The organism is Parasphingorhabdus sp., from assembly GCF_039968395.1.
GTDB lineage: Bacteria > Pseudomonadota > Alphaproteobacteria > Sphingomonadales > Sphingomonadaceae > Parasphingorhabdus.
This window is the reverse complement of sequence record NZ_JBDVPV010000002.1, coordinates 312,672-325,359: the sequence shown is the minus strand read 5'-3', so window position 1 is coordinate 325,359 and position 12,688 is coordinate 312,672. Positions and strand designations below refer to the sequence as shown.

Annotated in this window: 13 protein-coding genes; 6 read left to right on the top strand and 7 right to left on the bottom strand. The window is 53.5% G+C overall.

The window, feature by feature from the left end:
• Nucleotides 1-16: 16 nt before the first annotated feature.
• Both ABJI30_RS05720 and ABJI30_RS05715 read left to right on the top strand, forming a co-directional pair.
• Complete coding sequence (locus tag ABJI30_RS05720; protein WP_348016221.1) at nucleotides 17-1,591, top strand: peptide chain release factor 3; 1,575 nt, start codon at nucleotides 17-19, stop codon at nucleotides 1,589-1,591.
• Between the two features lie 10 nt (nucleotides 1,592-1,601).
• Nucleotides 1,602-2,072, top strand: a complete 471-nt coding sequence (locus ABJI30_RS05715) for a YtoQ family protein (protein ID WP_348016220.1) — start codon at nucleotides 1,602-1,604, stop codon at nucleotides 2,070-2,072.
• Nucleotides 2,073-2,102: 30 nt separating this feature from the next.
• Here the strand turns inward: ABJI30_RS05715 and metW are convergent, their stop codons facing one another.
• The 3 genes from metW to ABJI30_RS05700 are packed head-to-tail and all read right to left on the bottom strand — an operon-like array spanning nucleotide 2,103 to nucleotide 4,242.
• Nucleotides 2,103-2,693 (bottom strand): methionine biosynthesis protein MetW, encoded by a 591-nt coding sequence (metW, locus tag ABJI30_RS05710; protein ID WP_348016219.1) that lies wholly within the window; start codon nucleotides 2,691-2,693, stop codon nucleotides 2,103-2,105.
• Nucleotides 2,690-3,121 carry a GNAT family N-acetyltransferase gene (locus tag ABJI30_RS05705; protein ID WP_348016218.1) on the bottom strand — a complete coding sequence of 144 codons (432 nt, stop codon included), beginning with the start codon at nucleotides 3,119-3,121 and terminating at the stop codon, nucleotides 2,690-2,692. The genes metW and ABJI30_RS05705 overlap by 4 nt, the downstream gene beginning before the upstream one ends.
• Nucleotides 3,118-4,242, bottom strand: coding sequence for a homoserine O-acetyltransferase (locus ABJI30_RS05700; protein WP_348016217.1), 1,125 nt, complete (start codon nucleotides 4,240-4,242; stop codon nucleotides 3,118-3,120). Before ABJI30_RS05700 ends, ABJI30_RS05705 begins: the two co-directional genes overlap by 4 nt.
• Before the next feature lie 114 nt (nucleotides 4,243-4,356).
• Between ABJI30_RS05700 and hisC the strand changes: the two genes are divergently transcribed.
• From hisC to ABJI30_RS05680, 4 genes are all read left to right on the top strand, one after another.
• The gene (hisC, locus tag ABJI30_RS05695; protein ID WP_348016216.1) at nucleotides 4,357-5,463 is read left to right on the top strand and encodes a histidinol-phosphate transaminase; all 1,107 of its coding nucleotides are present in this window, start codon (nucleotides 4,357-4,359) and stop codon (nucleotides 5,461-5,463) included.
• Complete coding sequence (locus ABJI30_RS05690; RefSeq protein ID WP_348016215.1) at nucleotides 5,463-6,371, top strand: prephenate/arogenate dehydrogenase family protein; 909 nt, start codon at nucleotides 5,463-5,465, stop codon at nucleotides 6,369-6,371. Before hisC ends, ABJI30_RS05690 begins: the two co-directional genes overlap by 1 nt.
• 110 nt (nucleotides 6,372-6,481) lie before the next feature.
• The gene (locus tag ABJI30_RS05685; RefSeq protein WP_348016214.1) at nucleotides 6,482-7,612 is read left to right on the top strand and encodes a sterol desaturase family protein; all 1,131 of its coding nucleotides are present in this window, start codon (nucleotides 6,482-6,484) and stop codon (nucleotides 7,610-7,612) included.
• Nucleotides 7,613-7,736: 124 nt separating this feature from the next.
• Entirely contained in the window at nucleotides 7,737-9,707 is a 1,971-nt protein-coding gene (locus ABJI30_RS05680; RefSeq protein WP_348016213.1) for an alpha/beta fold hydrolase, read from the top strand.
• Nucleotides 9,708-9,783: 76 nt separating this feature from the next.
• Here ABJI30_RS05680 and ABJI30_RS05675 read toward each other — a convergent pair whose 3' ends face one another.
• From ABJI30_RS05675 to ftsE, 4 genes are all read right to left on the bottom strand, one after another.
• A complete protein-coding gene (locus ABJI30_RS05675; protein ID WP_348016212.1) occupies nucleotides 9,784-10,473 on the bottom strand; it encodes a lysophospholipid acyltransferase family protein in 690 nt (229 codons plus the stop codon).
• Nucleotides 10,474-10,475: 2 nt separating this feature from the next.
• Nucleotides 10,476-11,009, bottom strand: coding sequence for a YdcF family protein (locus ABJI30_RS05670; protein ID WP_348016211.1), 534 nt, complete (start codon nucleotides 11,007-11,009; stop codon nucleotides 10,476-10,478).
• Nucleotides 11,010-11,017: 8 nt separating this feature from the next.
• Complete coding sequence (locus tag ABJI30_RS05665; protein ID WP_348025404.1) at nucleotides 11,018-11,857, bottom strand: FtsX-like permease family protein; 840 nt, start codon at nucleotides 11,855-11,857, stop codon at nucleotides 11,018-11,020.
• A gap of 65 nt (nucleotides 11,858-11,922) precedes the next feature.
• Nucleotides 11,923-12,636: a cell division ATP-binding protein FtsE gene (gene ftsE / locus ABJI30_RS05660; RefSeq protein ID WP_348016209.1), complete on the bottom strand. Its 714-nt coding sequence runs from the start codon at nucleotides 12,634-12,636 to the stop codon at nucleotides 11,923-11,925.
• Between the last annotated feature and the right edge of the window lie 52 nt (nucleotides 12,637-12,688).

Sequence of the window (12,688 nt, the reverse complement as noted above, 5' to 3'; positions counted from 1 at the left end):
TTGCCAAGAGCCAGTCATGACCAACAATTCCCAAAATCCTCGCCGCACCTTTGCGATCATCTCTCACCCGGATGCCGGTAAAACCACGCTGACCGAGAAGCTGCTGCTCAAGGGCGGCGCGATCCATCTCGCGGGTGAGGTAAAAGCACGCGGCGATAACCGACGGGCGCGGTCCGACTGGATGAAGATTGAACAGCAGCGCGGTATCTCCGTGACCAGTTCGGTGATGACGTTTGAACGGAACGGTATCACCTTCAACCTGCTTGATACCCCGGGCCATGAAGATTTTTCCGAAGATACCTATCGCACGCTGACAGCCGTCGACAGCGCGATCATGGTGATTGATGCAGCAAGCGGTATCGAAGCACAGACGTTGAAGCTGTTCGAAGTCTGCCGCCTGCGCAGCGTGCCGATCATCACTTTCGTCAACAAGGTCGATCGCGAAGGCCGCGATCCGTTCGATCTGCTCGACGAGGTGGCGGACAAACTGGCCCTTGATGTCTGTCCAATGAGCTGGCCCACCGGCATGGGCGGACAGTTTGAAGGAATTTACGATCTTGAGCGCGACCAGCTGCACCAGCCCGAAGGCGACAGCAAGGTCTATGACAATGTCGCACAGCAGTTTACCGGACTGGATGATCCGAAACTTGCCGACGTGCTGAGCGACGAAGCACTGGAACGGCTGACCAGCGAAGGCGAGCTGGCACAGGGCGGCTATAGCAGCTTCGATCTGGAAGCTTATCAAAATGGCGATCTGACCCCGGTCTATTTTGGATCGGCCCTGAAACAATTTGGCGTCGAAGAACTGATCGAGGCAATCGCCCAATATGCGCCCAGCCCGCGCCCGCAACCCGCCGAACCAGAGCCAATTGCGCCGGAGAGCAAGGACGTCACCGGTTTCATTTTCAAGATTCAGGCAAATATGGACCCGCAACATCGCGACCGGATCGCGTTCATGCGGCTCTGTTCCGGCGAGTTCAAGCGCGGCATGAAACTGACGCCGTCTGCGCTGGGCAAACCGATCGCGATCCACAGCCCGATATTATTCTTCGCGCAGGATCGCGAAATTGCGGACACCGCCCAGCCCGGTGATATTATCGGCATTCCCAATCACGGCACATTGCGGGTGGGCGATACCCTGTCTGAAAAAAACCAGGTCCGGATAACCGGACTGCCAAACTTCGCTCCGGAGATTCTCCGCCGGGTGATCCTGCAGGACCCGACCCAGACCAAGAAGCTGCGCAAGGCGCTGGATGACCTGAGCGAAGAAGGTGTTGTCCAGGTGTTTTATCCCGAGCTGGGTGCCAACTGGATTATCGGCGTGGTTGGGCAGCTCCAGCTGGAGGTGCTGATCAGCCGCCTGTCCGCCGAATATAAGGTCGAGGCGAAACTGGAAGAAGCCCCCTTCGAAACCGCCCGATGGATCAGCGGCGACGAAGCCACGCTCAACGCTTTTGCCAATATCAACCAGACCGCACTGGCCAAGGATCGCGATGACAATCTGGTGTTTCTGGCGAAAAGCGGCTGGGACGTAAATTATCAGGAAGAACGCAATCCCGATATCAAGTTTAGTGCGACAAGGGAGCGGTAGGAGAGACAATATGCAAGATATATGGTCCATCTACCTATCGGGTGAGATCCACACCGATTGGCGCGAAGAAATTGCCAAAGGCGCAAAGGAAAAAGCTTTGCCCGTCCAGTTCTCGGCGCCGGTCACTGACCATCCCGCTTCCGATGATTGTGGCGTGACCATTTTGGGAGGCGAAGAAAAGAAATTTTGGCACGACCGAAAAGGGGCGCAGATCAATGGCATTCGCACCACTAGCTTGATCAAGAAAGCGGATATTGTTGTCGTCCGTTTTGGCGAGAAATACAAGCAATGGAATGCCGCTTTTGATGCCGGATATGCAGCGGCGTTGGGCAAACCACTCATCATCAATCATGGCCCGGAAATTGTTCATCCGCTCAAAGAAGTTGATGCCGCTGCGATGGCCGTTGCAGAAACACCCGCACAGATCGTTGAGATACTGGACTATGTAATCAACGGGAAACTGGCTGGGTATACGGAGTGAATTGGTAGCGCCTTCCGTTTCGACACACATTCACCCCCGCAATAGAAACACCGCATGTTCGGCCAGCAAATTCGCCATGCCGCGTCCGGTCTGTTTGTCACCACTCAGAAACCATTGCCCCTCTTGTTGCAACTTCCCTTCGCGGACCAGTGCACGAAAATCGTCGATGGTGACATGATGGATATTGGGCGTGTCATACCAGCGTTCCGGAAGCAGGCGTGTCACCGGCATCCGGCCGCCGAACAATAGCGACATGCGCACGCGCCAATGCGCAAAATTGGGGAAGCTGACAAAGGCCTGCCGGCCGATGCGCAGCAGCTCGTCCAGTATCGCATCCGGCCGCATCGTGGTCTGTAGCGTCTGGCTGAGGATCGCATAATCGAAACTGCCGTCCGGATAGGCGCTGAGATCGGCATCCGCATCACCCTGAATCACGGACAGACCTTTGGAGACCGCGCTGGCGACATTGGCAGGATCGATCTCCAGCCCCCGGGCATCAACCTGCTTGTTGTCCCGCAGTGCCGCCATCAGTGCGCCGTCGCCGCAACCGACATCCAGCACACGGCTGCCCGGCGCAATATTGTCAGCAATAATCTGAAGATCGGGTCGAAGACTGGTCATTGATAGATATCCGGAAAACTGCGCTGCATCGTCTTGCGCGGGTCAGCGACCTGCTGCCAGCCCAATGAAGAATAGAGACTCTGCGCATCCGCGGTCATCAGCAGCCAGTTTCGGATTTGCGTGAGCTCCTGATGATCCTGCAGATATTGCACCATCGCTTTGGCAACACCCTGTTTGCCATGCCCGGCCAGCACATAGACATCGGCAAGATAGGCGAATGTCGCCATATCGGTCACCAGTCGCGCAAAACTGATCTGATCATCTTCATGAAACACACCGACACACAGGGAGCCCTTGATGGATTTCTCGACAATATCAAGCGGGATGCCCTTGGCCCAATAGCTGCTGGTCAGATAGGCATGGATAGCGACTGGCTGCATGTCCTGCTGCCGCTCGGACAACCGATATCCGTCTGGAAGAATGCTCATACCCCTTCCCCCGCTTTTAGAAACCCGTCCACAATCCCGTTCATTTCGGCATTTTCAAGCAGGAAACTGTCATGGCCAAAAGCGCTCGACAATTCGACAAAACTGGCTGCTGCGCCCGCCGCGTTCAGGGCATGCACAATCGTTCGGGACTCGCTGGTCGGATAGAGCCAGTCGCTGTCAAAGCTGATCAGGCAAAAGCGCGTTTTCGAGCCCTTGAAGGCATTGGCCAGAGTACCTCCATGGGTCTCAGCCAGGTCAAAATAGTCCATCGCCCGCGTGATATAGAGATAGCTGTTGGCGTCAAAACGGTCGACAAAGCTGATCCCCTGATGCCGTAAATAGCTTTCCACCTGAAAATCTGCATCAAAGCCGAACGTCTTGGCGTCACGGTCCTGCAATCGCCGTCCGAACTTTTCGGTCAGGCCTTCCTCTGACAAATAGGTGATGTGCGCCGCCATGCGGGCTACCGCGAGGCCGCTGCTCGGCGGATCATCATCTGCATAATAATCGCCGCCGCGCCAGCGCGGATCCGCCATGATGGCTTGCCGCCCCACTTCGTGAAAGGCGATATTCTGGGCAGAGTGGCGTGCTGCGGACGCAATGATGATCGCCGTTTTGACTCGATCGGGATAGATCGCCGCCCAGGATACGGCCAGCATCCCGCCCATCGATCCGCCAATCACCGAATGCAGTTTTTCCACGCCCAGATGATCCAGCAACAGCGCCTGCGCGCGCACCATGTCGGCAATCGTCAGCACCGGGAATTCCATCGCCCATGGCTTTTCGGTCGCCGGGTTAACCGTCGCCGGTCCGGAACTGCCGAGGCAACTGCCAATCACATTTGCGCAAATGACAAAATAGCGATCCAGATCAACCGGCTTGCCCGGCCCGACCATGCCGGTCCACCAGCCGCCTTTGCCGGTAATCGGATGGGTCGATGCGACATATTGGTCCATCGTCAGCGCGTGACAGATCAGGATCGCATTGGAGCCATCATCGTTCAACGTTCCATAAGTTTCATAGGCAATATCGACAGGCGCAAGTTCGGCTCCGCTGTCCAGCCGCAACGGCCCCAGCAAGCGAACGGTTTTATCCAGACCAAAACGCGCATCTTCACTCATGAATTCAGGAGCTAAGGGGGGAATCCGTGCCGGTCAAACGATATTGCTGTTGACTGACCCGCTGTGCAGGCTAGTCCGGCTGCAATAGTCGATAGCAAGCATCAGGCGGATGATATGGAAAACAGCAAACCACAGCCAAAAGACTGGATCATGGGTATCGCCGCCTATGTTCCCGGTAAATCCAGCGGAGACGGCGGACAGAAGCTGGTGAAACTGTCGGCCAATGAAAATCCGCTGGGCTGCAGCCCGGCCGCTGCACGGGCTTTGTCAGATGCCTCCGCTTCGGTGCCGCGCTATCCCGATCCCGGTTCCAATGCCTTGCGCGAAGCGATTGCGGCGAAGCATGATCTTGATCCCGCACGGATCATCTGCGGCACGGGGTCGGATGATGTCCTGCATCTCGCCGCCAATGCCTTCAGCGGCCCGGGTGATGAAATCATTTACGTCCGCTATGGTTTTGCCGTCTATGATATTGCAGCACGGCGCTATGGCGGTACACCTGTCATTGCCGATGATCTAGACTATGGCACCGATGTTGATGCGATCCTTGCCAAGGTCACGGACAATACCAAAGTCGTGTTTATCGCCAATCCCAATAACCCGACCGGGACACTGACCGACGGTGCCGAAATTCGGCGTCTGCAAGATGCGCTTCCGGGACATGTCCTGCTGGTTCTCGATGGCGCTTATGCGGAATATCTCGAAACAGATGAAGATGATCGCGCACTGGAACTCGCTGAAACCCTGCCCAATGTGCTGGTGACACGAACCTTTTCCAAAATTCACGGCCTGGCAGCTGAACGCATTGGCTGGGGCTATGGAGCAGCGGATGTCATTGGAGCGATGAACCGCATCCGGCTTCCGTTCAATGTCACCACTGCAGGACAGGAGGCGGCGCTTTCTGCACTTGATTCCGATGACTTTGTGACATCCAGCCGCGATCATAATCGCAAGTGGCGGCAATGGCTGACCGATGAAATTGGCGCGTTGGGCAATCACGGGCTGCGGGTCATACCCAGTCATACCAATTTCCTGCTGGTGCTGTTTGAAGGCAAGGTTTCTGCAGAACAAGCCAACAGCGCACTGATGGCCAAGGGCTATGCCGTGCGCTGGCTGCCTGGACAGGGATTGGTCAATGGACTGAGAATTACCATCGGCACCGAAGATGAGACCCGCGGCGTTGCGTCTGCGCTGCGTGACATTCTGGAAGAAGCCAGCTGATGCTGCCTTTTGCAAATATCACGATCATCGGCCTGGGGCTGATTGGCTCTTCCATTGCGCATGCCATACGCGCCAATATGTCGGCCGCCCGGATCACCGGCTATGATCAGGATCCAGCGGTCCGCGCGCGCGTGCTGGAATTGGGCTTTTGTGATGATGTGACGGATAGTCCCGGAGCCGCCGTTACAGATGCCGATCTGGTCATGCTCTGCGTCCCGGTGGGCGCCATCGCGGCAACTGCCAAAGAATTGGCAGAAGACTTGCCCGAAAGCGCCGTGATCAGCGATGTTGGATCGTCAAAGGAAAGCGTCCTCAACGCGCTTACGGATGCCCTGCCCGGCGCACGCATCATTCCCGCTCATCCCGTCGCCGGGACCGAGCATAGCGGCCCCGATGCCGGCTTTGCCACATTGTTCGATGGCCGCTGGTGCATATTGACGCCCCCTGACAATGCCGATCAAGCTGATCTGGAGCGCGTGAAAGCCTTTTGGGAAAAAATGGGTGCAAATATCGAGATTATGGATGCCAGGCATCATGACCTTGTTCTCGCGGTGACAAGTCATCTTCCGCACCTGATTGCCTATACAATCGTCGGGACAGCCTCAGATCTGGAAGATGTGACACGCAGCGAAGTGATTAAATATTCCGCCGGCGGCTTCCGTGATTTCACGCGTATTGCTGCCTCTGACCCGACAATGTGGCGTGACGTATTTATGTCGAACAAGGATGCTGTGCTGGAAATGCTGCAGCGCTTCTCGGAAGACCTGACCGCATTGCAACGCGCGATACGCTGGGACAAGGGCGATGAACTGTTCGACCTTTTCACGAAAACCCGTGCAATCCGGCGGCGGATTATCGAAGAAGGCCAGGACGATGCCGCGCCCGATTTTGGACGTCATCACGAATAGACACAGGATCAATGAACCCTTTCAAATTTTTCTCCCGGTTCACAATATCAGAAGCCCACCGAATATGGGTCGTTCCACTTGCATATCTGGCGATCGCGCTTGGGACCTATATGTTTACATCAGCCGATATGTCGGCATGGACGGTTCGGGGCAGTGTCGAAACTTTTGATGACCTTGGCAACACGCAAGAATGGGGAGATTTTGCAACTCTTGCTTTGACGATCTTTGGCGCGAGCGTGATGATCCGTCTGGCGGTGACCCTGTTCGATTTCTATCGCGTAAACCGCAACCCCGGGACACGCATATCATCGGACTATCTCTTATGGGTGCTGGCCTGCTATGTTTTGGGCGCGTTGATGTTTATCTTTATGACGTTGGTAATTGGCTGGATCGCCTATGCCGGGTTTGGATTTGATGCAGATAGTGTGACCGCTTTTATTTCATCTGGGGATGCCAGCATAAAGGCTTTTCATCACGCGATCCCGAACCTCATCAACCTGCCGGGCTTTATAGCCTTCATTCTCATATACCTGGTCTGGTCTTTGTTAATGTACGGGATTCACTATCTCGGCCATGTGTCGCGCCTCTATTGGCTACTGGCCCATCGCAATCATCATATTACCACGATATTGACGTCCGGTTCGACCCTTCCAGCGGATTTTTCTTTCCCCCTCAACTGGCTTTACGTGATTGTACAGGGGTTGATCCTCGTCACCGTCTCGAAACTCATAACCGAAAATTCCACATTGATATATTTTCTGTGCTTCGCAATTTTCTACTTTTCTCTCGAGCAGTTTAACCACACGCAATCCTTTTACCTGCCGATCAAGAATAGCAGGGTTTTCCGGTTTTTCTGCAGATTGTTCGTTTGCGGGCCGTATCATATCCTGCATCATTCTTCGAAGCCAGAGCATCAAATGGTGAACCTGGGTGGCAATTCGGCGATCTGGGATCATGCCTTCGGGACGTTTTGCGAGCTTCCAGGCGAGGACAAAGATCCATCCATAGGTTTAACCCACCAACCGACAATTTATCTGTCGTCGTTCAACGTTATTTTTTCAGGGCTCATGCAGATCGGATATGAACTTTGGCACAACAAGGATTTTGGAACGCGCATGAAAATTCTGTTCGGGCACATTGAATATGAACCACCTGTTTCAAGGAACTTTTTGGTCGATTACGCAGCCAGGAAGGGTGTGGAACAGCACAAGATTTCCCCTGTTCATCAGACTTCGGGATAATATAAAAAATCCAATCCTGTCTTGGATGCGTTCTCGGTTCTGTCCCGAATGCTGACCATTAACTTGCTTTTGTTTAACGGAGTGGTTTAGCTTCGACCTGATAAAAGAACCATTGGGGGGTTTTATGCGCGTTTTTCTTTGTCTGTTGTTTGCATTCAACCTTATTGGCTTTTCTTCTTCTCCCGTTTTCTCGCAGAACAACACAAAATTGAATGAAGGCAAATCAATTGATCCGCCGCAGCTCATCCCTCCCCAAACCTTTGCAGCAGCCGGACAGATGGTGCGTCCAAAACTATCCCCGGATGGGCTGAGGATGGTTCACAGAGAACAAATCGGTTCGAATAAACTCCTCACCATCAGAACGATCGATAGCGGTAAAATCGAACGCATTAGAGTGCCGGAAAAAAACACCCTAAACTGGTATCGTTGGGCTGGGAACAACAAGATCATTGTAAGCGTCAGAGGAATTGCGACAAGAGGCTCCAGAGAATATCATAAAACATCGATGTTTTCTTATGATATTGCTACTGGAAGTTTTAATCCCGTCGGGCGATGGCAGGCAGTCTCGGATGGTGACAATGTCCTGTATGTTGATCCAGATGGAACTTATCTGCTGCAGTCAATCCAAGCTAAATCAACGGAATATCCAACCGTCTATCGTGTTAGCCTGGCTGACAACAAAGTCTCTACAGTAGTTTATCCTCAAAATAGGATCTGGCGCTGGTTGGCTGATAATTCAGGTATTGTAAGAATGGGCATTGCCTTTCGCAGCAAAGGATTGGACATTTACTATCGCAGCAACGCGGATCAGAAATTTGAGCTGATCAGTAAATTGCGTGACAAGGACAGTGACGAAGAACGCGAAGATAGCTTGCTGGATATCGCCGGTATCGTTGCAGGTAGCGATACTGGTTATGTCCTGTCCAACAAGGAAACTGGTCGCTTTGCGTTATATGAGTTCGATTATCGCACACGCGCACTCGGCAAAATGATCCTGGATCACCCGGAAAACGACATCTCCAGTTATCGCCTCAGTGAGGACGGCACAGCGTTGTTGTCAGCTCGCTATACGGATGCTCGCGACCGGATTGTTTGGTTTGATGAAAATTATAAACAGATTCAATCCAATCTCGAAAAAGCCCTGAAAGGTCAAGAAATCTGGATTCAATCACGGAGTAAAGACCGCAAAAAGATGATCATTTATACTACATCGTCGACTGATCCAGGCAGCTATTATCTGTTCCAACCAGATGCAAGAAAGCTGGATCGGCTCGGCGGAATAAATGACCCCATTGATCCCGCAGAAATGGCTGAGACAAAATATGTGGAATATCAGGCCAGAGATGGTTTGATGATCAAGGCATATCTGACGCTACCCAAGGGCAGGATCCACAAGAAGCTGCCATTAATCATTTTGCCGCACGGCGGACCATATGATGTCCGCGATACATGGGACTATAATGCAGAAGTGCAGTTTCTTGCCAATAGGGGTTACGCGGTCTTCAGGCCTAACTTTCGCGGTTCGGGAGGTTACGGAGAGGAGTTTTATACCAAGGGCGAAGGCGAGATCGGTCGAGCCATGCAGAATGATCTTGATGATGGGATGGATTGGTTGATTGACCAAGATATTGCCGATGCCAAAAGAGTGTGCCTGATCGGTTCTTCTTATGGTGGTTATGCCGCAATGTGGGGAGCTATAAGAAATCCGGAAAGGTACCGATGTGCAGCGAGCTTCGCCGGCGTGACCGATTTGGCGAAACAGTTGAAATATGACAGAAAATTTCTCCGAAGCCGTTACGCAAAAGAATGGAAGCAGACAGTACAGGGCGATGAAGAATTTGATCTGGATAGCGTTTCACCAGCCTATCAGATCTCGAGACTAAAGCGGCCTCTAATGCTTGCTCACGGGAAAGATGACAGTAGGGTGCCCTTCAGCCAATATAAAAAGCTTGTGAAGGCAGCGAAGAAAGCTGATATTCCGATTGATCAGATAATTTACGAAGACGAAGGGCATGGCTTTTCTGACCGTGCCAATGAGGCTGATTGGTACGTTCGACTCGAGGCCTTCTTGCGCATCCATAATCCGGCAGATTGAATGAACGGAGAAGACTGAACGGCCAGAACACTGCATGGGCATTTGCGTCCAAATCCGATATTGCCGCCAGCGCCAGTCAATCGTTCAGTGCGTTGATCGCCGCATGGACACGGTCACGAATTTCATCGCGCGGTAGCCCAGGTTCAATCTCGTCTTGAATGGCATAAGTAATGATGCCGCTTTTCTGCACAAAAGTATCTCGGGGCGCAATGATGCCACTGTCCAGGGCCACTGGGATCAGTGGCAAGCCCAGAAGTTTGTATATGCCGGCAAATCCGGTCTGCAATTCCGGGCGCTCGCCGTGATGCGCGCGGCTGCCCTCGGCGAAAATCACGATCGGTCGGCCCTCCGCAATCGCGCGCTTGGCCTGTTTGATAATCTGCCGCATCGCCGCTCCGCCGCCATCCCGGTCAATACCCAGAAGGCCGTGTTTCTTGGCGATCCAGCCCCAGAGCGGAATGACCAGCAATTCCTTCTTTGCGATAACCACCGGTTTGTCGAAAATCCGCAACAGATCGATGGTTTCAAACATGCTTTCATGCTTGAAAACATAGAGCAGCGGTTCGTTGCGGATTTTGCCCTTCATTTCGACTTTTATGCCGAGGATCAATCGCGTGCACAGATAATGGTATCTGCTCCAGACTTGCGCCATGTAATGTGTGCCCGGCTCCGAAAAAAGCGCGACAATGAACGACGCGATAATGATTGGTGTTGATCCCCCGTAAAACACGGGAATGAAAATGAGCGACCGGATTTTTGCGAGCATCTTCAAATGCCTACCATGGCTGCGAGATAGCGCATCAGAAATTTATTATATTCCTTGAACAAGGTTCCCAGTGACGGGGCCGTGGCAACCGCATCCGGGACAATCACAATGTCTGATGGCAGTGCGCGTTCCAGTTCCAGACGTGCGCGCCGCATATGCCAGTCCGATGTGACGAGGCGTATTGATTTATCTTCCCGGCGCGCGGCCCATCGCGCCGTTTCCAGTGCATTGGACCGGGTATCTACGGCCTGGAAGCCCAGATCGATGCAACATTCGAAAAAGCTCGTCGGCCGTTCATATTGCGCCGCCAGTTCATTGGGTTTGACCTCGCGATCCACGCCGGAAACCAGCAAGCGTTCGGCTTTTTTCTTTTCCACGATTTGCAAGGCATGTTCGATACGACCCGGACCTCCGGTCAATACCACCACAGAATCAGTCTGAAGATCGGTTTTGGCTGGCCGAGGCAGATCGACCGCAAACCATGCAAATCCGATCATCCAAATCAGCATCAGAAAACAAAGGAGGCGCAGGATCATAAGACTGACTACAATATCTTTTTCAGGGCGCCCATGACCGTCATTCGGGCCGTCATCATCGCAAGCAACATTCCCAATATCGGAACTGCTGCAAGAATCAACATGCTGTACCACGACAGGCCTAGCGATTGCACAAGGCCGGATCCCAATGCCGATAACTGGATGCTCAAAAGCCAAATGATTGCGGCACCACCAGCCAGACCGATCAGGCCACCCAGCAAGGCATCCAACGCGATCCTGCGCTGAAAAAGCTTGCTTATCTGGCGGTCTGTCCCACCAAGCAAATGGATGATGCCAATCGTCTCGTTATGTGTGTTCAAAGCAGCCCGGGCAGAAATAATGACCGCCGCAGCCGTGGCAATCGCCAGCAGCACAACCAGCCCGAACGCGATCCATTGCAACGAGCGCACCAGATCAATAACCGGCTCGATCAAGCCTGTACTGGGTTCCACGCGCGCGCTGCTCGCCATCATTTGCGCCGCCGCACGCAGCTCGGACAACTCATCTTCTCCGGCGGTCTTCGACAACGTGACGTCAATTAGCGCCGGCAACGGGATATCCTCCGAGATATCCTGGGATCCCAGCCATGGCTCGATCAGATCCTCTATTTCCTGTTCCGGAAGCACCCGCACAGTATCGACAATATCCAGTCCGCGCAGTCGCGCAGCCACTGCACTGCTCTGACTTGCTTTGAGTTCTGAACTGGCTTCCACGATCTGAACCGTCACCCGGCTTGACAGATCGTTCGAAACACTGCGCGCTGCTTCTGAAAATGCGAGACCGGCAGCAGCAGCCAGAACCGTCAGAAAAATCATGATTGCGATCACCCAGGGCATCGGGCCGGACAATCGTCCTTCCGGGATAAGCCTGCGATCGTGACTGGGTATGAGAAAGAAACGAAGCATCGGTCGCGTCAGGCGTTCGCGTTCTGGGGTTTCGGCGGGTGACGCAGCGATCCGGTAGGATCAGACAGGCTGCCTTTTTCGAGCTTCATCATCTGAGCGCCGGGAACTTTGCTCAGTAGATGAATATCATGCGTCGCGACAACAATGGTTGTTCCCAGCGTATTCAATGCTTCAAACAGCTGCAGCAGGCGCACGGCCATCTCGGGATCGACATTACCGGTTGGTTCGTCTGCTACCAGAATTTCGGGACGGCCAATGACCGCCCTGGCAATTGCGACCCGTTGCTGTTCACCACCGGAAAGTGTCGCCGGTCTTGCAGAAGCACGATCCCCCAGTCCAACCCAGTCGAGCATTTCGGCAACAGGCGTTTCGAGATCTTTCTCCCGCACACCCGCCACACGCAGAGGCAAGGCAATATTATCAAATGCAGACAGATGGCGGACAAGCCGGAAATCCTGAAACACCACACCAATGCGACGCCGAAATCCGGGTAATCGCGCACGCGGCATGGTCACCGCGTCTTCACCGAACAGGCGAATGACGCCACGGCTGGGTCGCTGTGACAGATATAGCAGTTTGAGTAGCGACGTCTTTCCCGCTCCGGATGCGCCGGTCAGAAAATAGAAACTGCCGGGATAAAGTGTGAAACTGAGGTCAGACAGCGTCTCAACGCCTGCCCCGTAGCGCAGCCCAACATTCTCAAATTGAACGATTTCATTCATCCCGGTTTTTAACCAACCTGTTCAAATACAGCCACGACTGGCGGTTTTTGTC